Annotated in this window: 27 protein-coding genes; 7 read left to right on the plus strand and 20 right to left on the minus strand. The window is 75.0% G+C overall.

The genetic code is table 11. From position 1 onward, the window contains the following. Window positions 1-2: 2 nt before the first annotated feature. From ACWD5O_RS27920 to ACWD5O_RS27945, 6 genes are all read right to left on the minus strand, one after another. Entirely contained in the window at window positions 3-389 is a 387-nt protein-coding gene (locus ACWD5O_RS27920; protein ID WP_387327874.1) for a VOC family protein, read from the minus strand. A 146-nt stretch (window positions 390-535) separates the two neighbouring features. Then, complete coding sequence (locus ACWD5O_RS27925) at window positions 536-955, minus strand: YchJ family protein (RefSeq protein ID WP_387327877.1); 420 nt, start codon at window positions 953-955, stop codon at window positions 536-538. A 47-nt stretch (window positions 956-1,002) separates the two neighbouring features. After that, a complete protein-coding gene (locus ACWD5O_RS27930; RefSeq protein ID WP_450087117.1) occupies window positions 1,003-1,770 on the minus strand; it encodes an SGNH/GDSL hydrolase family protein in 768 nt (255 codons plus the stop codon). Between the two features lie 38 nt (window positions 1,771-1,808). Next, window positions 1,809-2,909, minus strand: a complete 1,101-nt coding sequence (locus ACWD5O_RS27935; protein ID WP_450087093.1) for a magnesium and cobalt transport protein CorA — start codon at window positions 2,907-2,909, stop codon at window positions 1,809-1,811. A 106-nt stretch (window positions 2,910-3,015) separates the two neighbouring features. Next, a complete protein-coding gene (locus tag ACWD5O_RS27940; RefSeq protein WP_450087094.1) occupies window positions 3,016-3,600 on the minus strand; it encodes a class F sortase in 585 nt (194 codons plus the stop codon). A gap of 115 nt (window positions 3,601-3,715) precedes the next feature. After that, on the minus strand, window positions 3,716-4,201 hold the full coding sequence (locus tag ACWD5O_RS27945) for a hypothetical protein (protein ID WP_089021271.1): 486 nt from the start codon (window positions 4,199-4,201) through the stop codon (window positions 3,716-3,718). Window positions 4,202-4,546: 345 nt separating this feature from the next. Here ACWD5O_RS27945 and ACWD5O_RS27950 point away from each other — a divergent pair, with 345 nt between their 5' ends. The 3 genes from ACWD5O_RS27950 to rnhA all read left to right on the plus strand — a co-directional run bounded on the left by ACWD5O_RS27950 (window position 4,547) and on the right by rnhA (window position 7,805). Next, the gene (locus tag ACWD5O_RS27950) at window positions 4,547-5,818 is read left to right on the plus strand and encodes an MFS transporter (protein ID WP_354966616.1); all 1,272 of its coding nucleotides are present in this window, start codon (window positions 4,547-4,549) and stop codon (window positions 5,816-5,818) included. A 60-nt stretch (window positions 5,819-5,878) separates the two neighbouring features. Beyond that, on the plus strand, window positions 5,879-7,171 hold the full coding sequence (locus tag ACWD5O_RS27955) for a lycopene cyclase family protein (protein WP_450087095.1): 1,293 nt from the start codon (window positions 5,879-5,881) through the stop codon (window positions 7,169-7,171). Between the two features lie 157 nt (window positions 7,172-7,328). Further along, complete coding sequence (gene rnhA, locus ACWD5O_RS27960; protein WP_354966613.1) at window positions 7,329-7,805, plus strand: ribonuclease HI; 477 nt, start codon at window positions 7,329-7,331, stop codon at window positions 7,803-7,805. Between the two features lie 18 nt (window positions 7,806-7,823). Here rnhA and ACWD5O_RS27965 read toward each other — a convergent pair whose 3' ends face one another. The 5 genes from ACWD5O_RS27965 to ACWD5O_RS27985 form a co-directional block, all read right to left on the minus strand. Beyond that, window positions 7,824-8,060, minus strand: a complete 237-nt coding sequence (locus tag ACWD5O_RS27965) for a preprotein translocase YidC (RefSeq protein WP_354966612.1) — start codon at window positions 8,058-8,060, stop codon at window positions 7,824-7,826. A 39-nt stretch (window positions 8,061-8,099) separates the two neighbouring features. Beyond that, entirely contained in the window at window positions 8,100-8,306 is a 207-nt protein-coding gene (locus ACWD5O_RS27970) for a hypothetical protein (RefSeq protein WP_387327891.1), read from the minus strand. A gap of 19 nt (window positions 8,307-8,325) precedes the next feature. After that, complete coding sequence (locus tag ACWD5O_RS27975; RefSeq protein ID WP_354966610.1) at window positions 8,326-9,222, minus strand: pentapeptide repeat-containing protein; 897 nt, start codon at window positions 9,220-9,222, stop codon at window positions 8,326-8,328. Window positions 9,223-9,296: 74 nt separating this feature from the next. Next, a complete protein-coding gene (locus ACWD5O_RS27980) occupies window positions 9,297-10,397 on the minus strand; it encodes a DUF5919 domain-containing protein (RefSeq protein ID WP_354966609.1) in 1,101 nt (366 codons plus the stop codon). 122 nt (window positions 10,398-10,519) lie between these two features. Beyond that, on the minus strand, window positions 10,520-11,326 hold the full coding sequence (locus tag ACWD5O_RS27985; protein WP_450087096.1) for an SDR family oxidoreductase: 807 nt from the start codon (window positions 11,324-11,326) through the stop codon (window positions 10,520-10,522). 72 nt (window positions 11,327-11,398) lie between these two features. Here ACWD5O_RS27985 and ACWD5O_RS27990 point away from each other — a divergent pair, with 72 nt between their 5' ends. Then, window positions 11,399-12,817: an RtcB family protein gene (locus ACWD5O_RS27990; RefSeq protein WP_354966607.1), complete on the plus strand. Its 1,419-nt coding sequence runs from the start codon at window positions 11,399-11,401 to the stop codon at window positions 12,815-12,817. A 39-nt stretch (window positions 12,818-12,856) separates the two neighbouring features. On the opposite strand, the gene ACWD5O_RS27995 is transcribed toward ACWD5O_RS27990, so the two are convergent. After that, window positions 12,857-13,285, minus strand: coding sequence for an archease (locus ACWD5O_RS27995; RefSeq protein ID WP_354966606.1), 429 nt, complete (start codon window positions 13,283-13,285; stop codon window positions 12,857-12,859). Window positions 13,286-13,380: 95 nt separating this feature from the next. Here ACWD5O_RS27995 and ACWD5O_RS28000 point away from each other — a divergent pair, with 95 nt between their 5' ends. After that, complete coding sequence (locus ACWD5O_RS28000; protein WP_354966605.1) at window positions 13,381-13,983, plus strand: MBL fold metallo-hydrolase; 603 nt, start codon at window positions 13,381-13,383, stop codon at window positions 13,981-13,983. On the opposite strand, the gene ACWD5O_RS28005 is transcribed toward ACWD5O_RS28000, so the two are convergent. Both ACWD5O_RS28005 and ACWD5O_RS28010 read right to left on the minus strand, forming a co-directional pair. After that, a complete protein-coding gene (locus ACWD5O_RS28005) occupies window positions 13,950-14,696 on the minus strand; it encodes a B3/B4 domain-containing protein (protein WP_450087097.1) in 747 nt (248 codons plus the stop codon). The genes ACWD5O_RS28000 and ACWD5O_RS28005 overlap by 34 nt on opposite strands. A gap of 7 nt (window positions 14,697-14,703) precedes the next feature. Then, window positions 14,704-15,315, minus strand: coding sequence for a LysE family translocator (locus tag ACWD5O_RS28010; RefSeq protein ID WP_450087098.1), 612 nt, complete (start codon window positions 15,313-15,315; stop codon window positions 14,704-14,706). Between the two features lie 63 nt (window positions 15,316-15,378). Here ACWD5O_RS28010 and pdxR point away from each other — a divergent pair, with 63 nt between their 5' ends. After that, window positions 15,379-16,860 (plus strand): MocR-like pyridoxine biosynthesis transcription factor PdxR, encoded by a 1,482-nt coding sequence (gene pdxR, locus ACWD5O_RS28015; RefSeq protein WP_450087099.1) that lies wholly within the window; start codon window positions 15,379-15,381, stop codon window positions 16,858-16,860. A gap of 123 nt (window positions 16,861-16,983) precedes the next feature. Next, window positions 16,984-18,015 (plus strand): extracellular catalytic domain type 2 short-chain-length polyhydroxyalkanoate depolymerase, encoded by a 1,032-nt coding sequence (locus ACWD5O_RS28020; RefSeq protein WP_450087100.1) that lies wholly within the window; start codon window positions 16,984-16,986, stop codon window positions 18,013-18,015. Window positions 18,016-18,047: 32 nt separating this feature from the next. Here ACWD5O_RS28020 and ACWD5O_RS28025 read toward each other — a convergent pair whose 3' ends face one another. The 6 genes from ACWD5O_RS28025 to ACWD5O_RS28050 all read right to left on the minus strand — a co-directional run bounded on the left by ACWD5O_RS28025 (window position 18,048) and on the right by ACWD5O_RS28050 (window position 26,220). Next, window positions 18,048-19,469 (minus strand): DUF6297 family protein, encoded by a 1,422-nt coding sequence (locus ACWD5O_RS28025; RefSeq protein ID WP_450087101.1) that lies wholly within the window; start codon window positions 19,467-19,469, stop codon window positions 18,048-18,050. Next, a complete protein-coding gene (locus ACWD5O_RS28030; protein ID WP_089021258.1) occupies window positions 19,466-20,089 on the minus strand; it encodes an ABC transporter ATP-binding protein in 624 nt (207 codons plus the stop codon). Before ACWD5O_RS28030 ends, ACWD5O_RS28025 begins: the two co-directional genes overlap by 4 nt. 83 nt (window positions 20,090-20,172) lie before the next feature. After that, the gene (locus ACWD5O_RS28035; RefSeq protein ID WP_450087102.1) at window positions 20,173-22,551 is read right to left on the minus strand and encodes a tetratricopeptide repeat protein; all 2,379 of its coding nucleotides are present in this window, start codon (window positions 22,549-22,551) and stop codon (window positions 20,173-20,175) included. Beyond that, window positions 22,548-24,314, minus strand: coding sequence for an ABC transporter permease (locus ACWD5O_RS28040; protein WP_387327915.1), 1,767 nt, complete (start codon window positions 24,312-24,314; stop codon window positions 22,548-22,550). The genes ACWD5O_RS28035 and ACWD5O_RS28040 overlap by 4 nt, the downstream gene beginning before the upstream one ends. Next, a complete protein-coding gene (locus ACWD5O_RS28045) occupies window positions 24,311-25,591 on the minus strand; it encodes an extracellular solute-binding protein (protein WP_450087103.1) in 1,281 nt (426 codons plus the stop codon). The genes ACWD5O_RS28040 and ACWD5O_RS28045 overlap by 4 nt, the downstream gene beginning before the upstream one ends. After that, complete coding sequence (locus ACWD5O_RS28050; protein WP_450087104.1) at window positions 25,588-26,220, minus strand: ATP-binding cassette domain-containing protein; 633 nt, start codon at window positions 26,218-26,220, stop codon at window positions 25,588-25,590. Before ACWD5O_RS28050 ends, ACWD5O_RS28045 begins: the two co-directional genes overlap by 4 nt. Window positions 26,221-26,226 lie beyond the last annotated feature (6 nt).

The following is a 26,226-nucleotide window of genomic DNA, read 5'->3' on the forward strand; positions in this document are numbered from 1 at the left end:
GTTCAACCCTGCATGTGCAGGAACGACCACTGGTGGCCGTCGAGGTCCCGAAAGCCGCGCATGTACCGCCCGCCATTGGTGGTCCCCGGCCCGAGCGACTCCCCGCCTGCCACCGCCGCCCGGTCGACCAGCTCGTCGACCTGCTCCCGACTCTCGGTCGTCACCCCCACGATGACCTCACGGCTGCTCTCCGTGTCCGTCACGGTGAGCCCCGTGTACTCCTCGAAGGCCGAGCGGAGGTGCAGCATCAGCCGGGTGCCGTCGGAGATGGTGAACGCCTGGCTGTCCCCATCCAGCTCGGCCTGCTCGCTGGTGAAGCCGAGCGACCGATAGAACTCGGCGGCGGTGGTCAGGTCACGCACCGGCAGATTGATGAAGGTCATGGTCATCCGTGGTCTCCGTCCGACTCCAGCGGAGCCGCCGCCACGTCGCTGACCGGGCCCCGTACACCGCGCGGACCTGCTCGTACGGTGAGGTGCGGCGCAGAACCAGGGCCACCATCATCCTACGACCGAACCGGCCGTCCGGGCGGTCGTCAGGACTGTTCGCCGGCGAGGTAGACCCACCGGCCGTCCTCGCGGACGAACCGGCTGCGTTCGGTCAGCGTGCCCGGGCGCCCCGCCGCCCGGTGGTGGGCGTGGAAGGTCACCGTGCCGGCGGTGTCGAGCAGGCCGCCCCGCTCGGTCTCGACGACCTCCAGCCGGGTCCACCGCTGCCCCGGGTCCAGCTCCAGCCGCTCCGGGCGGGTCGAGGAGTGCCAGCTCCGCAGCAGGTAGCCGCTGTCGCCGACGGCGAAGGCGCTGAACCGGGAGCGCATCAACGCCTCGGCGGTCGGCGCCTGCGCCACACCCCGGTGTAGCGGCGCGCAGCAGTCGGCGTACGCCTGACCGGAGCCGCACGGGCAGGCCCGTCCCGTCGTCGCGTCCGCCCGCCGGCGCCCCGCACCCTTGCCCACGTCGCCATCCTGCCGCACCACCTGCCGGCCCCGGGCACCGCCCGTCGTCAGTCCAGCGACACCGGCAGCGGCACCGGCCGCTTCGCGACCCGGTCGTCGCCCGAGGACCGGCCGCGCAGGTGCCGGGCCAGCCAGGGCAGCAGGTGCCGTCGGCTCCACGCCAGCTCCGCGCCGAACACCTCGCCCCGCCGACGCCGTGGCGGCGGCGGCAACGGCCGCGTCCAGGAGTCGTCGAACCCGGGCAGACCCACCGTGTACGCCAGCGCGGCGGCGATCCGTTCATGCCCGGCGCTGTTGGCGTGCAGCCGGTCGTCGCTCCACAGCCGGGGATCGGAGGAGACCGGGTGGGCGCCCAGGTCGAGCAGGGTGGCGCCGGTCCGCGCGGTGGCGGCCCGCAGCGCCTCGTTGAGGGCCAGCATCCGACCCCGCAGCGGCCGGGCCAGCGGCATCACCGGCGCCGGGTCCGGCATCGTGAACGTCAGCACGGTGGCACCCTGCCCGACCAGCGCCCGCTGCATCGCCGCGACATCCTCAGCGACCTTGTCGGCGTCGAACGAGGGGCGCAGCACGTCGTTCATGCCGGCGACCACGGTGGCCAGGTCGGGGGCCAGATCGAGGGCGGGCTGGAGCTGCTCGGCGCGGATCCGCGCGGTGGTCCGGCCACGGATCGCCAGGTTCGCGTACTCAAGGCCGCCCTGGGCGCGGGCCACCGCCAGGGCGAACCGGTCGGCCCAGCCCCGGTAGCCGCCAGCGCCGTCCGGGTCGTCGAGCCCCTCGGTGGTGCTGTCGCCGATCGCCACGTACCGCTGCCACATCACCGCGCGAGGTTAGCCGACGGCGGTGGACGGGGAGTTCACAGCCAGCCCGAGCGCCGGAACAGCCGGTACAGGGCGAGGGCGGCCACCGCCATCAGGGCGAGCGCGCCCGCGTAGCCGTAGCGCCAGGCCAGCTCCGGCATGTGGTCGAAGTTCATGCCGTACACGCCGGCGATGCCGGTCTGGGTGGCCGCGATGGCCGCCCACGCGGCGATCTTGCGCATGTCGTTGTTCTGCTCCACGGCGAGCTGCGCCAGCCGGGACTGGACGATCGAGGTGAGCAGGTCGTCGTACGCGGCCACCCGGTCCACCGCCCGGCCCAACCGGCCGTCCACGTCGACGAACCAGCGGTGCAGGGCGCGCGGCGGCCCGTCCGGGCCCGGGTCGAGCAGCGAACGCAGGGGTGCCTGCAACGGCAGCACCGCCCGCTTGAACTCCACCACCTCCCGCTTGAGCTGGTAGATGTGCTGGATGTTGGCGGAGCGGTCACGGGCGAACACCGACTCCTCGACGCGTTCCAGGTCCCGCTCCACGTGCCCGGCCACCTCCAGGTAGGAGTCGACCATCCGAGCGCAGACCGCGTACGCCACCGCCCACGGTCCCGCGGCCAGCAGCGCCGGCCGGCGCTCGATGTCGGCACGGACGCTGCGCAGCGCCCCGGCGGCCCCGTGCCGCACCGTGAGGGCGAACCGGTCCCCCAGCAGCACCATCACGTCCCCGGTGTCGATCACCTCGGAGGTGTCGGTCAGCTCGTCGTGCTCCACGTACCCGGCGGTGCGCAGCACCAACAGGGTGACCGGCCCGTGGCGCTGCACGGTGGGCCGGTGCCCGTCGGCGAGCGCCTGCTCGACGGTCAGCTCGTCGAGCCCGAAGGTCCGGCCCACCGCGGCGAGCACCGCCGGCCCGGGCTCGTGCAGCCCCAGCCAGACGAAGGCGTCGCGGCCGCGCCGGGCGTAGGCGTCGGCGTAGTGCGGGCGGCCGGGCTCGCGCCGGCCGTTGGCGTAGACGGCGCAGTCGACCACGGCGTCCGGGTTGGACCGGCGCGGAGCGGGCGACCGGTCCTCGACCCGACCGAGGAGCCGATGGGTCAGGGCGCGTACGCCTCGGCCGGCCCGGTCTCGTACGGAATGCTGATCCACCGCGTGCCTCCCCGTCGCCGGCGCACCGCTCCACGATGCTCGCAGGGGACGGTGCCACCGCATTCTGCCGAGCGGGGTCCGGCTCCCGACAGCCGGGCGGCCGGGCTCAGGCCGTGCGGGTGGCGAAGACGACGATGTTGTCCACGTAGTTGCCGGTCCCGGTGTCGAACCGGCCGCCGCAGGTGATCAGGCGCAGCCCGGCGATGTCCGCCGGACCGTAGACCAGCGTGGTGGGGAAGTGCTCCTTGGGGTACGACCGCACACTGTCCACGGTGTACGTCGTGACGCGCGCGTCGGCGCGGGTGATCTGGATCTCCTGGCCGGCGCGTAGGCGGCCGAGATCGAAGAAGACCGCCGGCCCGGCCGGGGAGTCGACGTGTCCCACCAGGACGGCGTTGCCGGTCTCACCCGGGCTGACCCCGTGCCGGTACCAGCCGGCGAGGGCGGGCCGGTCCAGTGGCGGCACCTCCAGCACCCCGGCGGCGTCCGCGCCGACGGGGACGACCTCGGCGCGTACGCCGATGGCCGGGATCTGCACCCGGACGGGCGCGGCGCGGGGCAGCGGCGCCAGGTCCGGTGCGGCGTGGGTGCGGGTCGGCGCGTCGGCCGGCGGCCGGGGCGGCCGCGGCGGGTCGGCGGTGACGCCGACGGTGATCAGCCCCAGCCCGCTCACGGCGAGCAGGGCGACCACGGCCGGTAGGGTCCGCCGTCTCCACACGTGCCGACCTCCGTACGGGATCGTCGGGGTGCCCGCGCCGGTGACACCGGTGCGGGCACCCGTCCTCAGGGATGGAGCGGGTCGCCGATCAGGCGACGGCGGACACCGGACGGCGCCGGCGGAACAGGATCACCGCGCCGGCGAGGGCGGTGCCGAGCAGCGTGCCGCCGGCGGCGAGGGCACCGTTGTCGCGGTTGCCGCCGCCGGATCCGGCGGGCGCGCCGCCGATCGGGGTCACGGTGAACGTGGCGCTGCCGGCCGAGCTGCCGTCGCCGCAGGTGGCCGCCACGGTGTACGTACCGAGGGTGAACCCGGCGGTGAAGAGTTCGGCGCTGAGTCCGCCGCCGGCCGCGGCGGTGGTGGACCGGACGTTCTGGTCGCGGTTGGGGCCGGTGACGCGGAAGATGGCGTCGCCCGATTTCGGGTTGCAGGTCGTCGCGGTGAGCACGACGGTCCCACCGACCGGCGTGGTGGCTGGTGACACGGTGGTGTCGGCCAGTGCGGCGCCCGGCAGCAGGAGCGTGCCGAGGCCCACGCCGAGCGCTGCCGAACAGAGTGCTGTTGAGACCTTCATACGCGTCTTCCCTCACTTTTCGTCCGCTGACTGCGTGGGACGTCGTTCGGGTGGCCAACTCCGTGACTAGCACCGGTGTGACCAACACTAGGTGCGTTGGGACCTCGATCCGGTGAAAATGAGAAATCCTCGTTGCCGTCACGTGTCCACCCGAAGGCGGGGAGAGCTGCGGAAAGGCCCGCACGGCCGGACCGGCACCGCTGATCCGGTCGATGTCCGTCCGGCCGGGCTGTCACGGGTGGGCCGATGGCGAGGTATTGCCGGCGACGGCGGTAATGCACCACCCGGTCGGCGGCTCAGCCGGCCCGCTCCGCCGGGGCCGGCTCGCTGGTAGGTTCCGTGCCCGTGGCAAGGGACAGGGACGCCGGACTCGGCACGCGGTTCGCCCGGCTGTGGGCGGCCAGCACCCTCTCCGCCCTGGGCAGCGGCCTGGCCACCGTCGCCGCGCCGCTCTTCGTCGCCTCGCGGACGACCGACCCGCTCGTGGTGGCTGCGGCGTCCGCCGTGGCCTGGCTGCCCTGGTTGCTCTTCGCGCTGCCCGGCGGGGTGCTGGTGGACCGGATGGACCGGCGCCGCCTGATGATCGTCATCGACCTGGTGCGAGTGGTAGCGCTGGCCGTGCTGGCCGCGGCGATCATGACCGGGACAGCCGGCGTGGCGCTGCTGTACGTGGTGCTGTTCGTCGTCAACACCGGTGAGATCGTGTTCCGTGCGGCCGGCCAGGCCGTGCTGCCGAGCGTGGTGCCCCGGCACCGCCTGGAGCGGGCCAACGGCTGGCTCGGCGGCGGCACCACCCTCATGCACGGCATGCTCGCCGGACCGCTGGGCGGTCTCCTGTTCGTGCTCGCGGCGAGCAGCCCGTTCCTGGTCAACGCCGTCACGTACGCCCTCAGCGCGGTGCTGGTGGCGCTCATCGGAGGCGATTTCCGGGCCGCCGCCACCGACGTGAGCGCACGCCGTACCCGCTCGATGCGGGGGGAGATCGTCGAAGGGCTGCGCTGGCTGGCCCATCAGCGGCTGCTCCGGACGATGGCCGTGCTGATCGGCCTGCTCAACGTGACCCTGACCGCCGCGCTGGCGGTGCTGGTGCTGCTCGCCGACGAGCGACTGCGGCTCGGGTCCGTCGGCTACGGGCTGCTGTTCACCTGCATGGCCTTCGGCGGGGTGCTCGGCGCGCTCCTCGGCGATCGGCTCATCGCCTGGTCCGGCGCCACCTGGACGATCCGGATCGGCCTGCTGATCGAGGCGGGGCTGCACCTGGCGCTGGCGGCCTCCCGCAGCACGGTCGTGGTCGGGTTCGCGCTCTTCGCCTTCGGCGTACACAGCGCACTGTGGAACATCGTGGCGAACTCGCTGCGCCAACGGCTCACCCCGCCGGAGTTGCAGGGCCGGGTGGCCAGCACCACGCTCTTCGTGGCGGCGGGTGGCAACTGCGTGGGCGCCCTGCTCGGTGGTCTGCTCGCCGCCCGGTTCGGCATCACCGCGCCCTACTGGGTCGGCCTGGCGGTGGCGATCGGCGTCTCCGCCGCCACCTGGCGGGTCTTCACCCGCGCGACGGTGGCCCGCGCCTACGCCGACCCGCCCCCGGCCGTACCCGATCCCGCCCGGGTGGGCTGAGGACGCGCCGCGTCGGTGGCGGCGGGTGGTGGGGCAGAGCGGTGTGGCAGCGTGGGGCGGGTGACCGGATCCGCGCCGCTGGACGTCGACCTCGCGCTGCTCGGCGGCGGCGGCGCCGCGTCGCTGCTGCTCGCCGCGCTGGACCGGCACGGCGTCCGCGACCTGCGGATCGCGGTCGTCGACCCGGTGCGCCGGCGCGGCCAGGACCGCACCTGGGCGTTCTGGGGCCACCCGGACGATGACCTGGACCCGCTGCTCAGCGCGAGCTGGCAGCAGGTCGACGTGGTCACGCCGGCGCGGCGTCGGGTGCTCGACCTGGCCCCGCTGCGGTACGCCATGCTCCGCTCCGGCCCGGTCTACGACCGGGCTGCCGAGGCCGAGCGCCGCCTCGGCGCCACCCGGATCGTCGCGCCCGCCGGGACGGTCGTCGACGACGGCACCCGGGTGGTGGTGCGCACCGGCGGCGGGCCCACCGTACGGGCCGGCTGGGTGCTCGACTCCCGTCCCCGCCCACCGGCCCGACCCGGGCGCACCACCTGGTTGCAGCACTTCCGGGGGTGGTGGCTCGAAGCCGACCGGCCGGTGTTCGACCCGGCGCGGGCGGTGCTGATGGACTTCCGCACCCCGCAGCCAACCCGGGGCGTCTCGTTCGGGTACGTGCTCCCGGTGAGCGACCGCTACGCCCTGGTCGAGTACACCGAGTTCTCGCCGGCCCTGCTCACCGATTCCGGGTACGACACGGCGCTGGTCGGCTACCGGGACCTGCTCGGGTTCGATCCGGCCGGGCTGCGGGTGCGTGAGGTGGAGAACGGGGTGATCCCGATGACCGACGCGCCGTTCCCGGCCCGGCCCTCGCCCCGGGTGGTCCGCCTCGGCACGGCCGGCGGCGCGACCCGCCCCTCCACCGGCTTCACGTTCTCCGCCATGTACCGCCAGGCCGACCAGGTGGCCCGTGCCCTCGCCGCCAGACGGCCGCCGGTGCCCGCGCCGGCGTACCCGCGCCGGCACCGCTGGATGGACGCGGTCGCCCTGCGCGCGCTGGACCGGGGCGGGGTCGGTGGCCCGGACTTCTTCGACCGGCTCTTCGACCGCAACCCCGCCGAGCGGGTGCTGCGCTTCCTCGACGGCGTGACCACCCCCGCCGAGGAGGTCGCCGTGATGAACTCCACCCGGCTGCTGCCGATGATCGCGGCCACCGCCGGTGACGCGGCGAACCGCGTCCGCGACCGGCTGCGCCCGACCCGACCCGCCCCGGCCATCCCGGCGGCCGTGGTGGGCGTCCCGCCCGCCGGCGGAGCCGGCGATGCCGGGCCGGATGGCGCCGGCTCGGAGCCCGGCGCGCCGCCCCGCTGACCGGGCGGATCAGCGCTCGGCGTCCCAGTTCCCGCCCATGGTGATCGACTCTGGCAGACCGGGCCGGGGCGACGCGCGGGATTTTCGACCGGCGACACCCGGCGTGGCGGCCACCCGAGCGCGGGTCGCGGCGTCGCAGCCCGGTAGGTTGCTCGCCATGGTGGACGCGGCGGCCGGCAGAGGTGTGCAGATCTGGACCGACGGGGCGTGCAGCGGAAACCCCGGACCGGGCGGCTGGGGCGCCCTGCTGCGCTACGGCGACCACGAGCGGGAGCTGTGCGGCGGCGAGGCCAGTCCGACCACCAACAACCGGATGGAGCTGATGGCGGCCATCCAGGCTTTGGAGAGCCTGAACCGGCCGGTAACCGTCGAGCTGCACACCGACAGCACGTACGTGCGCAACGGCATCACCAGCTGGCTGGCGTCCTGGAAGCGCAACGGCTGGCTGACCGCCGCGAAGCAGCCGGTGAAGAACGCCGACCTGTGGCAGCGGCTGGAGGCCGCCTGCGAGCGGCACCAGGTCACCTGGCTGTGGGTCAAGGGGCACAACGGTCACCCGGAGAACGAGCGGGCCGACGGGCTGGCCAACAAGGGCATGACCGAGGCGCGGGCGGCCGCGCTGGCCAGCCGCTGACTCCGCGCTGAGCCCGCGTCAGCGGGTCGCGTCCGGGTGCCCGGGCATGCTGGACCCACCGCCGCTGCTGCCGGAGGAGCCCCCGGCGACACCCGAGTTGTCGTCCTCGGTCACGATGTCCGGCCGTACGTCGGTGCCGTCCGGCGGCGGGACCTCGGTGTCCGCCTCGACCTGCACCAACCGGGCCTGGCCGGCCTCGTCCTCGCTGTGCTGCGGGTCGCTCGGCAGCTCACCGTCGCGCTTTCGGAAACCCACGCCGTGCCCCCCGTCGGTGCCGTTCCGCGTCGGCGGTGGCTACCCGGCGTCGTCGCCGACGAAACCTCGCCCGCTGGCGCTGACCGCCGGTGTGATCGTCTCGGCCGGCGGCGGGGCGGACGGCAGCCGCAGCGTCCCGCGGCGGCTGACCGCCACGACCAGGGCCAGCGCCAGCGCGCCGCTGCCCGCAGTGCCCGGTCCACGCTGGCTTCCGCGAGTTGACCGGAGGCTGACCGCGACGCGCACCCGATCGGGCTGGCGTCGCCTATCGGCGCCGGCCGCGGCGGGCGGGCGCCGCGGCCTGGTGCGGTCGGCGGACCGGCGTCAGCGACAGCGCCGTCCAGTGCGCCGGCCGGGTGAGCGTCGCCGGCAGCCCGGTGCGCGCGTCACCGCGAGCGGCGTCCAGCTGGGCCTGGTGCAGGAAGAGGGTGGCCCGCAGGTCCGCGCCGCGTAGGTCGGCGCCGCGCAGGTCGGCGCCCGTGACGTCGGCCAGGCCCAGGTCGACACCGCGCAGGTCGGCGCCGATCAGCAACGCCCCGCGCAGGTTGGCCCGGCGCAGGTCCATTCCGCGCAGATCCGCCCCCAGCAGCTGCGCGCCACGGCGGTCGAGGCCTGGGGCGCCGCCCCGGGATCGGGCCGCTTCCCCGGCCCGCGAGAGCAACGGGTTGACCCGGTCTCGGTGCGCGGCCACATCCACCGCGCGCAGCTGCGCCGGCTCGCCCCCGATGAGCGCCGACATCTCGGCGCGGGCGCGCTCCAGCTCGACGCGCAGCTCGGCCGGCGGGCGCAGCGCCAACGCCTCGGTCAGGTACCAGAGCAGCTCGTGCAGCGGACGCAGCACGGTGAACGCCGCAGCCATCTCCGGCAGCATCTGCGGCGCGTCCCGCCAGTCCCGCCCACCGAAGGTCACCTGGGCGACCTGCTGGCCGGCGCCGAAGCAGTCGAACACCGTGCAGCCGGGAAACCCGCGCTCCCGCAGCTCGGTGTGGATGCCGCAGCGGTGGTCGGGACGCAGGTTGGCGCAGGGTTGACCGGCCGGCTTGTCGACGGCGAAATCCGCCGAGGCGGCGAAGGCGGGCACCACGCAGCACAGCCCGAAGCAGCGCCCACAGTCGGCGCGCAGCTGCGTCGGCCCGGGCGGGGGAGCGGGGCTGGGCGACACGCGGACGGTCCTCCTGGCGATCGGGCACGGCAGCCACCATTGTCCCGCGCGCCGTCCCGACCGGCCGGGTGGGGTCACCGTCCGTGCGTGTCACCGGTCGCCGCGGAGCGGGGCGCGGGGGTGCGCGGACCGGCCGGCTGCTGCGGCGCCAACCGGCGGATCGCCCGCTCCCCGTTGCCGGGCCCGTACTTCTGGTCGAACTGCCGGACCACGGTGGCGACCGGCGTACGGTCTCCGTCGGCTGGCTCGGCCAGGGTGAACACCTCCGGCGCCGCCCCGGGTGCCCGTGGCGGCAGCGCGGCCCGCACGGTCAGCGGCCGGGCCAGCCGGAACGCGTGGCAGTCGACGTAGTGCTGCCCGTCCACCGTCACGTAGGGCACCTGCACCTCGACCACGTCCGAGTCGTCGTGGCGCAGAGTGACCGTCACCGACCAGTACCGCTCCAAATCCAAGGTCGCCTGCTCGTGCTCCCACAGCTCCTCGAACCGGGCGTGCACGAAGCCGCCCCACGGGCTGTCCATGTCCACCTCGAGCTGGGGCACGTTGAACGACAGCTTCCCGATCGGGAAGAACGAGATCAGCGCGCGACCGTCCCACTGGTAGAGCTGGATCGACGGGGAGGCGTCGTAGAGCCGGACCTGTAACCGGTGCCGCAGCCGGGGCTCGAGGGCGTCCGAGAAGGCGGCCAGGTGGCGCAGGTTGGTGCGGATCTGCCGCGGCACGTTTACCCGCTGCCGCTCCAGTTCCTCGGAGCGCTGCTGGGCGGCGGTGCAGTCCGGGTCGAGCAGGAGCAGCTGCACCTGGGAGCCGTTGGCCAGCGCCGCGCGTACCGCCGCCAAGGTCTCCTCCCGGTGCCGCTGCTCCAGCAGGATGGTCCAGGTGTCGAGGATCCGTACCCGGCGGCCGGCGCGGTGCAGCCGCGCCACGAAAGCCTGCTGGTCGAAGCTCAGGTGCTCCTGTACCCGCGCCTTGCGGGCCTCCTCGAACAGCGGATCGAAGATGACATACGAGATGGCCGCGAGCACCACGCTGGCGCCCAGGTTGAGCAGGAGGTCGCTGAGGAAGCCGGTGCTGCGCCAGGCGGCCAGCAGCATCAGGGCGGCGATCCCGAGCAGCGCCCCACCGACGACGAAGGCGCGTCGTTGCCGGCCGCCCCGACCAGCCCACTCGGGCATCCGGTCCCCCTCCGTCGTCGACCGGCTTCACCGCCGCCGCTGATCACCGGAAGGGGGAAGGATACGTGCCCGGTTTGCCGCTCGCTGTCCCGTTCGCGACCGGCGGTGTTTTCCGCTGGGGGTCAGACCGAGCGCCAGTCGTTCGACGTCAGGCTGTTGGCCTGCGGGCCCATCAGCAGCATGCCCCCGTCGACCGGCCAGGACGCCCCGGTGACGTAGCTGGCGGCGGGGGAAGCGAGCAGTGCGACCACTGCGGCGACCTCCCGGGCGTCGCCCGGCCGCCCCACCGGTACGCCGGGCCGCTCCTGGGTGAACGGGTCGACGTCCTCCTGACCGGTCATCGGCGTGGCGATCTCACCCGGGGCGACCGCGTTGACGGTGATTCCATCGGCGGCCAACTCCTGTGCCATCACCCCGGTCAACAGCCCCAGCCCACCCTTCGCGGCACAGTACGCGGCAGAGCCGACCCGGGGCGCGTGCTCGTGCACGCTGGTGATGTTGATGATCCGCCCGCCGTTCCCGGCGGCCCGCATCCGCCGGGCGGCGCGCTGCCCGCACAGGAAGGGCGCCTCCAGGTCGACCGACAGCACCTCCCGCCACTGTTCCCAGGAGGTGTCGACGAACGGGGTCGAGGCGCCGGTGCCCGCGTTGTTGACCAGAACCCCGATGCCGCCCAGCCGGTCGGCCAGCTCGTCCACGACCGCCGCCGCCTCCGGCAGCCGGGTCAGGTCGACCTCGGCGACCTCGCAGCGCCGCCCGATGGCCCGGACCTCGGTGGCGGTCCGCTCGGCGCCGTCGGGGTCGCCGTACCAGGTGATACCGATCTCGAAGCCGGCCTCGGCCAGGGCGACCGCGCAGGCCTTGCCGACGCCGGAGTCCGCGCCGGTGACGACCGCGATTCTCGGGTAGTTCTCGTACCGCTGGGGCATGCTCCCGCACTACCCGGACCGGACGGGCGCCAACCGGGTGTACGAGTGCGCGTGGCGGGTAGCCGTCCGGGCATGGAGCTGGTCCAGGAGTCGCCGTACCGGTTCCGGATCGACCGCGAGGCGCCGATGCGGGTGCCCGGGGTCGTGTTCGCCATGCCGGAGCTGCTGCCCGACGTCGGTGCCGACCGGTCGCTGGACCAGGTGGCGAACGTGGCCACCCTGCCTGGCATTGTCGACGCGTCGTACGCCATGCCGGACGTGCACTGGGGTTACGGCTTCCCGATCGGTGGCGTCGCGGCCACCGACGTCGCCGCGGGCGGTGTGGTCTCGCCCGGCGGGGTGGGTTTCGACATCTCCTGCGGGGTCCGGCTGCTCACCGCCGAGCTGGACCGGGCGGAGCTACCCCGGATCATCGACGCGCTGATGAACGGTCTGGACCCGGCCATCCCGCGTGGCATGGGCCGGGGCTCGGTCTGGCAGCTCGCGGACCGCGCCGAGCTGGACGCGGTCCTGCGCGGTGGCTCCCGGTACGCCGTCGAGCAGGGGCACGGGGTGCCCCGGGACCTGGCCCGCTGTGAGGACGGCGGCGCGGTGACCGACGCCGATCCGGCGCAGGTCGGCGAGCGGGCCGTGCAGCGCGGGCAGGGCCAGGTCGGCAGCCTCGGCTCCGGCAACCACTTCCTTGAGGTGCAGGCCGTCGAGGAGGTGTACGACGAGCCGGTCGCCGCGGCGTTCGGGCTGCGCCAGGGGCAGGTCTGCGTGATGATCCACTGTGGCTCGCGCGGGCTGGGCCACCAGATCTGCACCGACTACGTACGGATCATGGAGGGGGTGATGCCCCGGCACGGCATCGAGGTGCCGGACCGGCAGCTGGCCTGCGCGCCGGTCGATTCGCCGGAGGGACGGGCCTACCTGGGCGCGATGGCCGCCGCGGCGAACTACGCGCGGGCCAACCGGCAACTGCTCACCGAGGCGGCCCGCCGGGTCTTCAGCCGGGTCGCCGGGACCGACCTGGACCTGGTCTACGACGTGTCGCACAACCTCGCCAAGATCGAGGATCACGAGCGGGACGGCGGCACCCGGCAGCTCTGCGTGCACCGCAAGGGCGCCACCCGCGCGCTGCCGCCCGGCCACCCGGACCTCCCTGCCGACCTGCGCGACGCGGGACAGCCGGTGCTGATTCCCGGCTCGATGGGCACCTCGTCGTACGTGCTCACCGGCGTCGCCGGCAACCCGGCCTTCGCGTCCACCTGTCACGGCGCCGGCCGTACCCGCAGCCGTGGCGAGGCCACCCGCGCCGCCCGGGGCCAGGACGTGCGGCGCGACCTGGCGGCGCGGGGCGTGGCCGTACGCGGCGCGTCCTGGAAGGGGCTGGCCGAGGAGATGCCGGAGGCGTACAAGGACGTGTCGGCGGTGGTGGAAGCGGCCCGGGGCGCGGGCCTGTGCCGGCTTGTCGCCCGGCTCACGCCGCTCGGCGTGGTCAAGGGCTGACCGGGCCGGGCTGACCCGCGGCTGCGCGCCCGCCGACGCTCACACGTCCAGGGTCACCGCGCACGACCAGCCGGCGTCGTCCGGGCCGACGCGCAGCGCGTGCAGCGACACCGCCTTCGGCACCGCGCCGACCAGCTCCACCGCGTCGGTGCTGGTCGACCGCCAGCGGGCCAGCAGGCCACCGGCCCCGGTCGACCGCACGTCGCAGTCCAGCGGCAGGGTGCCCTCGGTGTCCAGCCGGAAGATCACCTCGTCCAGCAGGCCGACCAGCAGGTCCTCATCGTCACCGGGCGGCAGCTCGAACTCGGTGTCCGCCTCCGCCCGGGCGCCGCTGATGTCCGCGAACGTCTCGACCAGCGCGGCGACCGCCTCGGCCAGGCACCCCTCCCGGTCCGGCGCCCACGCCTCGATCCGTACGTCGGCGGTGTGCGGGACGCTCCGGTGCCCCCGCTGCGTCGAGCGCTGCATGCCTCCGATCATGCCGGCCCGTCGACACGTCCGCCCCAGATCCGCCCCGGTCCCATGGGACCGTGACCTACCGGCCGGCGGCGTACCGTCCTCGGATGCGGATCACCCGGTTCACCCACTCCTGCGTCCGGATCGAGCACGACGGCGGCGTGTTGGTCGTCGACCCCGGCACGTGGAGCGAACCGCGCGCCCTGGTCGGCGCGGACGCCGTCCTGGTCACCCACGAGCACACCGACCACGTGGACGTGCTGCGGCTGGCCGGCCTGGGCGTCCCGGTCTACGCCCCGGAGGGCGCACAACTGCCCGACCTCGCCCCGCTGCCGGTCACCCGGGTCCACGCCGGGCAACGCTTCACCGCGGCCGGCATTCCGGTCACCGCCCACGGCGGCCGGCACGCCGCCATCCACGACGGTCAACCGGACTGTCCCAACCTCGGCTACCTGATCGGCGACGGGCTCTACCACCCGGGCGACTCGGTGCACGTGCCGGACGAGCCGGTCCGCACGCTGCTGGTTCCGGCGCAGGGGTCCTGGCTGCGCCTCGACGAGGCGATCCGGTTCGCCCGGGAGGTGGGCGCCGAACGGGCGTACCCGATCCACGACGCGCAGCTCAACGAGCGCGGCCTGGCCAGCGTCGCCGGCTGGTTCGCCGAGACGATCCCCGGCTACCGCCACCTCGTCCCCGGCGACACCGCCTGACCTGCCGCTTTACCGGCGGCCGTCGTGTCGAACCGGGGTGCGGCGCCGGTGAGCACGGAGGCACCCGTCGGTGCCGACCACCCCTCGGTCAGTTCCGCCACCAGTGCGGCGACCAACCGGGTCACGTCCGCCTCGGCGTCGGGGTGCAACGCCTCGGCGACGATCAGCACCGACGAGGTGCCCTCCCGCACGGCCGACCAGCCGCTCTGCCGGTTCGTCCAGCGCCGGGCGTGCGCCCGACCGGCGGCGTCCACGAAGGTCACCTCGCCCGGGTCGGGGTGCTCGGTCTCGCCGGCGAAGCTCAGGTACTCCTCGTCGCCGTGGGCGGGGCGGACCACCAGATCGCCGTCGACCCGGTCCAGGTCGAGCACCGCGACCGGGATCGCGTACGCGGTCGAGACGGCGTTGCAGAGGTCGACCAGGGGGTGCAGCCGGGGCAGGTCGCCGTCCAGCCGCAACCGGCGCAGCAGCGCCTCCGCCGCGCACCGGTACCGGGTGGGGCGCAGCCCCATCGCGGCGTACGCCCGCCGCCACGCCTGGATCTCCGGGAATCTGCTCTCGGCGCCGCCGGCGAACCGTTCACGGGCGACGGCGGTGTACGCGGCGGTCCGCTGTGCCACATCCGCCGTGGGGGTGATGCCGGTGGCCAGGACCACCCCGGCCACCAGGTCCGGGTACGCGGCGCGGAGCGGCGCGGAATGCTGGAACTGCACGGGACTCCTATCGTTCGGTGAGAGCGAGCGTCACGCCGAGCGCGACGAACGTGCCGGCGACCGACCGGCGCAACCAGTCGGTGACCCTCGGCCGGGTGAGCACCCGGTCGCGCAGCCGGGCCGCGAAAATGCCGTAGCCGCTGAACACCACGAAGGTGAGCAGCATGAACACGGCCCCGCACGCGAGCATCGACCGTGTCGAGCCTGGCGCGGTGGTGTCCACGAACTGCGGCAGGAACGCGACGAAGAACAGCGTCGGCTTCGGGTTGAGCAGGTTGACCAGCACCCCGGAGACGATCACCCGGGCCGCCGAGCGGGGTGGCGTACCGGGAGTCGCCGCGAAGGCGCTGCGGTCCCGCACGGTCGACCAGGCCAGGTAGAGCAGGTACCCGACGCCGAGGTACCGGACCACCTCGAACGCCGCCGCGCTCGCCTGCAGCAGCGCGGCGAGACCGGTCATCGCCGCCAGCAGGTGCGGCACCACCCCCAGCGTGCAGGCGAAGGCGGCCAGCACGCCGGCCCGGGCGCCCCGGGACAGCCCGGCGGAGAGGGTGAAGAACACCCCGGTGCCCGGAGTGATCACCACGATCAGCGTGGTGATCAGGAACGGGATCGTCACGGTCGTCCTCCGGTGGGCTCGGCGGGGCTGTCTGAACTCCCACTCTGCTGCCATGATGGTCCGGTGAGCAGGGCCAAACCGAGAGCATCCGAGAGGTCCATAACGGCCGGGTCGGACTTCCTGCACCTGACCATCACCGACGCTCCGCCCGGTGGGCGGGCCGACTGGCTGGCCGGCCGGCTGCGCCAGGCCATCGCCGACGGGCGGGTGCCGGTCGGCGGGCGGCTCCCCGCCACCCGGGTGCTCGCCGCCGACCTCGGCGTCTCCCGGGGCGTGGTCACCGAGGCGTACCAGCGGCTCACCGAGGAGGGGCACGTCACCGGTCGAGGCCGTGCCGGGACGGTGGTCGTCGCCGCCCCGGCCGCGCCCGCCACGTCGGCGCCCGCCCCGGCCGCCGCGCCGGCGCCGGACGCGCTCTTCCCGCCCGCCCCGGGCAGCGACATCTTCGACGCGGTACGCGCGGCGAGCGCCACGATCGACCTGACGCCCGGCGTACCCGATCTGGCCGCCTTTCCCCGCGCGGACTGGCTGCGCGCCGAACGTGTCGTGCTGCGCGATCTCGCCGCGGCCGACCTGGGCTACGGCGACCCGTGCGGCGCGGCCGCGCTGCGCCGGGCCGTGGCCGCCTGGCTCGCCCGCAGCCGGGGCATCGCCGTCGACCCCGGCGAGGTGATCATCGTGGCGGGCGTGTCCCAGGCGCTCGGGCTGCTCGCCCAGGCGCTCGGCATCGACCGGATCGCGGTCGAGGACCCCGGGTCGTTGGGCGTACGCCAGCACCTGAACAACTGGGGGATCCACACCCCGCCGATCGCGGTGGACGGCGCCGGGCTGCGCGTCGACGAGTTGGCCGCCAGCGGCGTGGCCGCGGTGATGCTCACACCCGCGCACCAGTTCCCGACCGGAGTGGTGCTCGACGGCGACCGCCGCCGTCAGCTCCTCGACTGGGCCCGGTCCGGCGGTCTGATCATCGAGGACGACTACGACGCCGAGCACCGCTACGACCGGCCCCCGGTGCCGGCGCTGCGCGGCCTGCTACCCGAGCAGGTCTGCTACGCCGGCAGCGTGTCCAAACTGCTCGCCCCGGCGCTACGGGTCGGCTGGCTGCTCGTGCCGCCCCGCCACCGGGAGGCGGTGGTGGCCGCCAAGCGCAACGCCGACCTGGGCAACGCGGTGCTGCCGCAACTGGTGCTGGCGGAGCTGATGACCTCCGGCGCGCTGGAGCGACAGCTGCGGCTGCTGCGCCGCCGACACATCCGTCGCCGCGACGCGATGATCGCCGCGCTGACCCGGCACCTGCCCGGCGCGACCGTGCACGGCGCGGCGGCCGGCCTGCACCTGACGATCACACTCGACACCGGGCTGGCCGACACCGAGCTGGCGGCGGCGACACTGGCCCGCGGTGTGAAGGTGCAACCGCTGTCCTGGCACTGCCAGCGGCCGCACCGGCCAGGTCTGGTGCTCGGCTACGCCGCGAACACCGCGTCGGACATCGAGGAGGGCGTCGCGACGATCGCGTCCGTCCTCCGGCAGCTCCAGAAGCAGTGATGGGCGAGGCGGACACAGCGGTGTCCTCGGACGTGTCGGTGGCGCTCATATCTGGTGTGGTCTACGTCACGATAGCGTCGGCGCACGCCGACGCCCCCGCCGGCGCTCGCAAGGAGAGCGTCCATGACGACACCGCTGAAAGCCGCCACCGCCCTCGCCGCCGTCCTCCTGCTGATCCTGACCACCGCGGCGCCCGCCCAGGCCGCCAACCCGGCCACCAAGCCCCCGGTCTCCGGCTCGTTGGGCACCTACAACGTCTCCGGCGTCTACGTCACGGGCGTCTCCTCCGGTGGCTACCTCGCCACGCAACTGCACGTCGCCTACTCGTCCCGGATCCGCGGCGCGGCCGTCTTCGCCGCCGGGCCGTACTACTGCGCCCAGAACAACGTCGCCCAGGCGCTCTACGGCTGCGGCGACAACCAGTACCCGACCAACCTGTCGGCCCTGCAGGCGTACACCCGGACCTGGGCGTCCTACGGCTGGGTCGACCCGGTCGGCAACCTGTCCGGTGACCCGGTGTACGTCTTCCACGGCGGCAACGACACCACCGTCAAGAAGTCCGTCACCGACGACCTGGTCCGGTACTACCAGCACTTCGGGGCCAGCGTGCAGTACGACAGCGGCTCCGCGGCCGGCCACTCCTGGGTCACCCCGTACGGGACGCGGGGCTGCACCGCGACCGCGTCGCCGTTCCTCAACGACTGCGGCGTCGACCCGCAGAACGCCCTGCTCCGCAAACTGCTCGGTGGAGTGAACGCGCCCAACACCGGCGCGCTCGGTGGCACGCTCATCCGGTTCAGCCAGAACACATTCGCGGTCAACGGCTGGGCCAACGGGTTGAGCATGGACGCCAACGGCTTCGCGTACGTCCCGTCGTCCTGCGCGGCCGGCCAGTCGTGCCGGCTGCTGGTGGCCCTGCACGGCTGCCTCCAGGGGTACGGCTCGGTGGGCACCGCCTTCGTCGACCGGGCGAACCTGAACCAGTACGCCGACACCAACAAACTGATCGTCCTCTACCCCCAGGCGAGCACCGCCGGCACCAACCCGAACGGCTGCTGGGACTGGTGGGGCTACCTCGGCGCGACCAACTACCCGATCAAGGGCGGCGCCCAGCTGGAGACCGTCATGAACATGGTCCGCCGCCTGGACGGCTGAACGTCCTGGGTTGACCGGGCGGGTCCGCCCGGTCAACCCAGCAGCAGGCGGACCAGGACGAGCACGGCGAGCAGCGCCGGCCCGCGCGCGCCCTGGCGCAGCAGGTCGACCGGGATCATCCCGAACGGCGTGTTCGCCGTCGCCCCGCCGTAGTCGATGGCCGGTCGGGTGGCGGCCCGCCAGGCGGCGGCCACCACCCCGAGTGCGAGCGTCGGCGCCAGCCACGCCGGCCCACCGTCGACAGTCGGCAGGGTCGACAGCCACCACAGGCCGGCGCCGACCGCCGGCACGACCACATGGATCCCGCGCAGCGCCGCATCACTGCCACCGAGCGCCCGACGCAACCCGGGTGACCGGCTGATCGACCGCAGGCCGCCGGTCAACCGGTCGGCGGCGAGGTAGCCGAACACCACCTGCGCGGCACCGGCCAGCCCGGGCAGGGCGAGCGCGGCCGCGTACTGGACTCCGATCAGCGCCGCCCAGATCAGCAGGGCGCTGGGGTGGCGTCCCAGCCGGCGCACGTCGGCCTGGAGCAGCGCCCACCAGGCGGGGCCGGGCAGGAACCGGCGGCTGCGTACCCGGCCGATTCGGCGCCAGCGGCGGCTCTCCACCAGGCCGGCGAGCAGGGTCGGGTCGAGCAGGATCGTGGCCGTGGCGGCGGCGTTGGCGAACTGCGCGCCGGTGGTCAGCGTGGCCCGATCCACCCGCGGCAGCGCGCGGACCGCCAGAACGGCGGCGATGACCGCGAGGGGCACCCCGACGGCGACCAGCGCGGCGGCCGGCGTCGTTGCCGGCCGGGGCAGCCCGTCGCCGAGACGGCCGACGAGCACCACCAGTCCCGTGATGATGGCGGCCGCCAGCATCGGGACCGCCCCCGCCACGGCCGGCCACCGCCGGCCCGTCCGGCTGCCCTGGGCGACGACACTCAGCGCCAGCGCTGCGGCGCCCCAACCCGCGCCGGCCGCCGCCGCCCAGCCCAGCGCGGTCGGGTCGCTGACGCCGCCCAGCGCCGCCACGGCCACCCCGAGCAGCGCGGTGCCGGCCGCCGCGGCCGTCAGCAGGACGCCGAGGCGCGGCGCCAGCCAGGCCCGCCGGTCGATCGGCGCGCTGGCCACCCAGCTCTGCGTCGCCGGGGTCACCAGCAGCGGACCGAGGGCACGCAGGCCGCGCCAGGCGAGCCCGGCCCCGGCCAGCAGCGCGGCGACCGCCAGCCACCAGCGCACCCCCGGATCGGCCTGGCCGACGGTGGGGGAGTTCAGCATGTCGCGGCTGGCGCTGATCGCGAACCAGCCGTACATGCCCACGAAGAGGACCATGACGTACGCATCACCCAGCACGTCACCGAGCGAGTGGTCGTGATGCCGGCGGCGGGCCCGGCGCAGGTGCGTACGCACCTGCCGGGCGGTGGGCACGCCGGCCGGCGCGTCCGCGACGGTTGCGAGCGGGGCGGTCACCGGCCGATCTCGATGCGCTCGTCGACCACCGCGTCGATCAGTTCCGGGTCGTGCGACGCCAGCAGAACGGCGGTGCCCGCGTCCCGCTCCCGGCGCAGCCGGTCGGCCAGCCACTGGCGGCCGCGGACGTCCAGGCGCTGCTCCGGCTCGTCCAGGATCAGCACCCGGCGGGGGCGTACGAAGCAGGACGCCAGCGCCAGCCGGCGGCGCTGCCCGCTGGACAGGGTCACCGGCAGCTGGTCGCGGGCCGGTTCCAGACCCAGCTCGGCGAGCACCTCCTCAACCGGCTCGGCGTTGCCGCCGTGCGCGTACGCGACCAGCTCCAGGTGCTCGACCACGGACAGGTCGGGGAAGAAGTCGATGTCGTCCAGGGCGGCCGCCACCAGCGCCCGCACCTGGGGATCGGTCTCGTCGGCCCGGCGACCCTGCACCAGCACCTCGCCCGCGTCCGGCCGGTCGGCGCCGACCACGCAGCGCAGCAGGGTGGTCTTGCCGCTCCCGTTGGGGCCCAGCACCACCGCGATCCGGCCCGCCTGGAGCGTGAAGCTCACGTCGTCGAGCACGACCAGGTTGCCGAAGTTGCGGCTCAGTCCCCGCACCGAGAGCGTATCCACGATCACACACTCTCCCAGACCCCTGCAACCGGCCAACCTGAGCGACCGACATCACGCGGGCGCCCCTGCCGCGCAGGTCGGGACGCGGATCACGCGCTGGCCACCGGCAGCTCCCCGTCGTCCTCCAGCCGGCTGTCCGCGGCGGCCTGCCCGTCGGCGTCGCCGACCTCCTCGGCCACCGCCGCCGCGTCCGCCCAGTGTCGCCGCGCCTCAGCCCGGTCGCCCAGCGCCGCGGCGGCGTCACCCAGGTACAGCAGGGTGCGTGCCAGCCCCGCGGTGGGCCGGCTCTCCTCGCGCAGCCGCCGACCCTCGGCCAGCAGCTCGTACGCCGCCCGCGCCTGTCCGGGCGTGGCGGTCAGCAGCGTCGCCCCGGCGTTGAGCAGCGCCGCCGCCCGGCTCGTCGGGTCGCTGACCGACTCGTACTCGCGCAGCGCGGCCCGCCACGCCTGCGCGGCGTCCAGGTGCTCGCCGAGGGCGGCGTGCACCAGCACCAGGTTGGTCAGCGCCGCCGCGTAGCCACGGGCGTCACCCACCGACCGGAACGTGTTCGCCGCCTGCACTAGATGGTGGTGCGCGATCTCCAGCTCACCCCGGGCCAACTGCGCGGCGCCCAGGCCCAGATCGGTGAGGGCGTGCCCGGCCCGGTCCGCGCCCGAGCGGTGCCGGCGGGACAGCTCCAGGTGCTCCACCGCGTCGTCGAGCTGCCCCAGGTCGATCAGGGCCAGGCCGAGGTTCATCCGGGCCTGGGCGGTGCCTCGCCGGCCGCGCTCGGCGACCGCGAGGGTGAGCGCGGCGGCGGCACCCTGCGGATCGTGCCGGCGCCGGCGCAGCACCCCCAGCTCGTTGTGCGCCCACCCGGCGATCTCCGGTCGGTCGTCGGCGGTCGGGGTGGCCAGGACGGTCCGGCAGACCTGCTCCCACTCGTTGAGCCGCTCGACGTGCGCCAGCCATCCGCACAGCGCCACGGCCAGCCGGAACCACCACCGGCGCACCCGGCGCGGCAGCGTCTCGGCCGCGCCGGCCGGCACCCGGACCACCGCCAGCAGCAGCTCCTGGTGCAGGTCGAACCAGCCGTACGGGTCGTCGTCCAGCGGCAGTGACCACTCCCGGTCCGGTGGGGAGCCCAGCACGGCCAGGTTGGCCGCGTGCCGTTCGGCCTGTCGGGCCAGGTGCCGGGTCAGCCGGGCCTGCGCGGCGACCCGGGCCCGGGCCGGATCGGCGTCGCGCAGGTGCAGCCGTGCGTTGCCGGCGAGCAGGGGGCGGATCTCGTAGCGGTCGCCGGGCGCGCCGACGACGAACGCCGCGGCGGCCAGTTGGTCGAGCAGCGCGGTCACCCGTTCCGGGTGTCGACCGGCCAGCGCGGCGATGGCGGGCCGGTCCACCGGGGCGGGCGCCAGCGACATCAGCCTGTAGAGCCGTCGGGCCTCACGGGTCAACGCCCGGTACGCGGTGTCCCGTTCGGTGACCAGCCGGGCCGCCGGCGAGACGGTGACCCGCTGGTGCGGCGGCGTCTGCACCGCGCGGCGCAGCGCGTCCAGCACGTCGGCGTGCCGCCAGCCGTGCTGGGCGGTGCGGTAGCCGAGTGCCCGGACGGTGCGCGGCTGCCGCCCGCACAGCTCGACGATGTCGCCGACCGCCGGGTCGGTGCGCGGGTCGGCGCGGCGGATCCGGGCGGCCGGCGCGGCCACGCCCGCGGCGGCGAACAGCTCGACCGCCTCGGCCGGGCCCGGCTCGGCGATCCAGTGCGCGACCACGCCCTGCAGCCCACTCAACGCCGGGCCGCCGGCGAGCAGCAGCCGGCAGGTCCGCGCGGTCGGCGGCAGCAGCGGCAGGACCTGCTCGGGCCGGTCGACGTTGTCCAGCACCAGCAGGATCTTGCGGCCGTCGAGCTGGCCACGCAGCGCGTCGGCGGCGACCGCGAGGGCGTCCGGTCGGCCCGAGATGGGCGCGGCGGTGCCCAGCACCCCGGCCAGCGCGGTGAGCACCTGCCGGGCGGACCGGGGTCGACCGCCGCGGCGCAGGTCGAGGTAGTACTGCCCGTCCGGGAAGTCCTCCCGGCACAGGTTCGCGGCCTGTACGGCGCAGGCGGAGGTGCCCACCGCCCGCCGGCCCAGCACGGCCACCGCGTGCTCCCGGGCGAGCAGCGCGAGCACCGCCTGGACGTGCTCGTCGCGGCCGGTGAAACCGGCCGGGTACGGCAGCGTCGGCGCGCCGGTGGCCGGTGCGGCGACGACCTCGGTGGGTTCCGGGCTCACCTCCCGACCGGTTCGGCGCCGGCGCATCTCGAACACCACGAAACCGACCCCGCCGCTGACCACCAGCGCGATGCTCGCCGGCCCGAGCACGCTGGCCGCCAGCTCGGAGAGCATGTTGCTGGCCAGGTTGCCGAGCACCCCGCTGACCAGCGTGCCGACCGCGATCAGCACCGGCCAGCGCGGCCCGCGGCCGGTGCCGGTGGGGCCGGTCACCGGACGCCCCCGGAGACCAGCCCGGCGACGAGCTGCCGGCGGGCGAGCACCACCAGCAGCACCGGCAGCACCGAGGCGAACACCGAGGCGGCGGCCAGCGCCCCGCTGTTGGACACGAAGCCACGGGACTGCCCGGCCAGGAACAGCCCCAGCGGTGTCGCCTCCGGCCCGCTGAACAGCAGGCCCACCACCAGGTCGTTCCAGACCTGGACGAACTCCAGCACGGAGACCGCGACCACCGCGGGCAGGTTGTGCCGGGCCAGCCGGCGCAGCGTGCCCCACCAGCGGCGCCCACCCAGCCGGGCGCCGCGCACCTGCTCGGCGGGCAGGTCGGCGAACGCGTTGCGCAGCACCAGGACCGCGAACGGCACGCCCAGCGCCACGTGCACCAGGGCCAGGCCGCGGGCGGTGCCGGAGGAGAGCACCAGGCCGAGCACCTCGTTGAGCGGCCCGGCGATGACCTGGACCGGTACGACGCTGGCGGCCAGCAGCAGCAGCCCGGTGGCCTGCGCGGCCGGCCCGGTCAACCAGGCCAGCGGGTACGCGGCCAGCAGCGCGACCACCAGCACCGTGGCGGTCACGACGGTGGCCAGCAGCAGCGTGAAGGCCAGCGTTCGCCACAGCTCGGCCCCGGTGACCAGGTCGCGGTAGGAGCCAACCCCCGGCGGCGTCGACCACCAGCCGCGCGCCGCGGCATCCACCTGACCGTGCAGGGAGGTGGCGACCAGCACCACCAGCGGCACCAGCCAGGCCACCGCGGCGCCCGCCGCGAGCAGTCGGAACACCCGCCGGGGCGGTGCCACCCGGTCCGGGTCCGGCGGCATCTCGGCCCGCGGCGGCGGCCACGCCTGCCGGACGAACAGCGCCGCCACCAGGATCCCGCCGATGACCGCCACCAGCCACACCACACCGAGTGCGGCGCCCTCGCCGGTGGTGGTGCCACCCGAGGTCTGCCAGACCCTCAGCGCCAGCACGGCGGCCTCGTCCCGGACCGAGCCGGGGGTCATCACCAGGATCAGGTCGAAGGTGCGGCTGGTGCCCACCGCGACCAGCGCGAAGACCACCGCCACGGTACGCAGCAGCAGCGGTCGCCACTGCGCGTCCCACAGCACGTGCCGGCGACCGCCGCCGTAGGCGCGTACCGCGTCGGCCAGGTTCGGGGGCACCGCGTCCAGAGCGGCCCGGAAGACCAGCACGGCCAGGCCGACCCAGGCCCAGACGAACGCCGACATCAGCGCCACCGTGACCAGGCCCGGCCCGAGCAGTTGCGGGGCCTCCGCGGCGGACCGGCCGGTCAGTCGCGCCGCGACCAGCGTGGCCAGGCCCCGGCTCGGGTCGGGGTCGTACATCAGCCGGAACGTCACCCCGGTGACGACCAGCGGCAACGCCACCGGCACCAGCAGGATCAGGCGGACCAGCCCACCCTCCTGCGAGCGGCGCGACGCGGCGGCGAGCAGGTAGCCCAGCGCCGTGACCACCGCCGGCACCAGCACCGCCCAGAGGACCGTGCGGCCGACCACCGCGCCGGTGTCCGGCGCGTCGAGCGCGGTGCGGAAGTGCTCGGCGCCGACCCAGTGACCGTCCGTGGTGACGCTGGCGTGCACCGTTCGTAGCACCGGCCACAGCACCAGCCCGCCGAGCAGCAGGATCGCCGGCAACAGCAGCGCGGAGGTCGCGCCGGCCGCCGGGTACGCCCGGCCGCGCCGGGGCGGCCCCACATCGTCGAGCACGGCCAGCTCGCCGAGCACCCGGACCCGGCTCACCGCCCGCCTCCCGCGCTGCGGGCCGCCGCGGCGAGCTGCCCGGTGGCCCGGCGGACCGCGTCGGCGGCGGGTACGCCGTCGGTGACGTCGGCGAAGAAGTCCTGCATGATCCGCCAGATGCCCACCCCGTCGGAGCCGGTGAAGGGCCCGGGCAGCTGGTCGGAGAGGTCGAAGCGCAGGGTGCCGGGGGCGCGCATCTCGCCGGCGAGCTGGCGGCGGACCGGATCGGCGTAGCTGTCCAGCGCGACCGTGGTGTTCGGCGACAGGTAGCCGCCGGCGTCCAACCAGGGCTGGAACGCGCCGGCCTGGCTGAGCCACTCGATCAGCTCCACCCCGCCCCGGGCGTCGGCGAACGCCACCGCCGCGTCTCCGCCGACGATCAGTGGGCCACCGCCGCCCGCCCGCGCGCTCGGGAACCGGAAGGTCTTCGGCTGCTCCGGGCCGCGTCGGAACGTGCCGGCCACCTCGGCGGTGAAGTCGGCCTCGAAGACCATCACCGCCCGCCCGGAGCGCACCACCTGTATCACCGACTCCTCGTACTGGGTGAGCAGGGCACGGCGGCCGCCGCCGGGGAACGCGCCGCCGATGCTCCACAGCTCGGCGAGCCGATCCAGGGTGTCGCGCACCGGTCGGCCCTGCCAGTCGGCATCCGGCCCGGCGAGGGCGTCGTACGCGTCGGGGGCCAGGTCGGCCAGCACGTTCTCGAACCAGTCGGTGAGCACCCAGCCGTCCGCCGCGCCGATCGCCAGGGGCGCCGGGCCGGACCCGCGCCGGGCGATCGCGCCGAGGGTGCGGGTCACGGTGACCAGCTCGTCCCAGGTGGCCGGCGGCCGGGGCAGCACCGACGGCAGATGCCAGATCAGCGACTTGTGCGCCGCCTTCACCCAGACGCCGTAACGCCGCCCGCGGGTCATCAGCAGGTCGCTCAGCCCGGTGGGCACCGCGTACTCGTTCGACGGGCGCACCGGGCTCAGCCAGCCCCGCAGGGCGTAGTCGGTGACCAGGCCGGGGCGCGGCAGGATCGCCACGTCCGGGCTGGTGCCTGCGAGGTGCCGGGCGCGCAGGAACGCGTCGATGTCGTTGCCGGCGCTGACCACGTGCACCGGGGCGGGGTAGCCGGCGACGACCCGCCGGAACCGGTCCAGCTCGCTTCCGCTCCAGACCACCGCCACCTGCACGGACCGGGTGCCGCCGGCGCAGCCGGCCGCGGTCGCCGCGGCGCCGGCCGCGGCGGCGCGCAGCAGGGTACGGCGGGTCGCCCGCCCGGGCGGCGTCACCGGAGCGTCCCCTCGGGTTCGGTGACCAGCTCGTGCCGGCGCGGGATCTCGGCCAGGGTGGCCGGATCGGCGGTGCACACCAGCACGGCCACCCCCGGTGCGTCCGGTGGGGACAGCCGGGGCAGCAGGTCGCCGAGGCGGCTGCCGCCGGCCGGATCGACGGGCAGGTCGACGACGAGGACCTCGGGCAGGCAGACCGCGGCCCGGGCCAGCGCCACCCGGAACCGCTGGGCGTCGGAGAGCAGGTGCGGCAGCAGGGCCAGCGTCGGGGCCAGCTCCAGCCGGTCCACCACGGTGGCCGTCCAGTCGTCCGCCACCTCGTGCACCCGTTCGCGACGGCGTTGGCCGTACTCGATGTTGCGGCGCACGGTGAGCTGTGGCAGCAGTGCGCCGCCGGCGGGCACGTAGCCGATCTGCCGGCGTGGCGGCGGCAGGGCGGTGACGTCCCGGTCGCCGACGATGACCCGCCCGGTGACCGGGGCGGCGAGCCCGGCCAGCACCCGGGCCACGGCCGTGCCGACCCGGGGTGGCGCCACCAGAGCGGCGGTCGTCCCGGCCGGAACGTCGAGGGTCACCGGCCCGGTGCCGGGGACGGCGACCAGTGCGCGTAGCCGTAACGTGAGCCTCACCTCCGG

This window comes from Micromonospora sp. NPDC005161 (assembly GCF_053599855.1).

Bases quoted from the DNA above. Each gene is read 5' to 3' on its own strand.
- ACWD5O_RS27920 (WP_387327874.1), bottom strand. From the start codon at position 389: ATGACCATGACCTTCATCAATCTGCCGGTGCGTGACCTGACCACCGCC.
- ACWD5O_RS27930 (WP_450087117.1), bottom strand. From the start codon at position 1,770: ATGTGGCAGCGGTACGTGGCGATCGGCGACAGCACCACCGAGGGGCTC.
- ACWD5O_RS27945 (WP_089021271.1), bottom strand. From the start codon at position 4,201: ATGAAGGTCTCAACAGCACTCTGTTCGGCAGCGCTCGGCGTGGGCCTC.
- rnhA (WP_354966613.1), top strand. From the start codon at position 7,329: ATGGTGGACGCGGCGGCCGGCAGAGGTGTGCAGATCTGGACCGACGGG.
- ACWD5O_RS27980 (WP_354966609.1), bottom strand. From the start codon at position 10,397: ATGCCCGAGTGGGCTGGTCGGGGCGGCCGGCAACGACGCGCCTTCGTC.
- ACWD5O_RS27985 (WP_450087096.1), bottom strand. From the start codon at position 11,326: ATGCCCCAGCGGTACGAGAACTACCCGAGAATCGCGGTCGTCACCGGC.
- ACWD5O_RS27990 (WP_354966607.1), top strand. From the start codon at position 11,399: ATGGAGCTGGTCCAGGAGTCGCCGTACCGGTTCCGGATCGACCGCGAG.
- ACWD5O_RS27995 (WP_354966606.1), bottom strand. From the start codon at position 13,285: ATGCAGCGCTCGACGCAGCGGGGGCACCGGAGCGTCCCGCACACCGCC.
- ACWD5O_RS28000 (WP_354966605.1), top strand. From the start codon at position 13,381: ATGCGGATCACCCGGTTCACCCACTCCTGCGTCCGGATCGAGCACGAC.
- ACWD5O_RS28020 (WP_450087100.1), top strand. From the start codon at position 16,984: ATGACGACACCGCTGAAAGCCGCCACCGCCCTCGCCGCCGTCCTCCTG.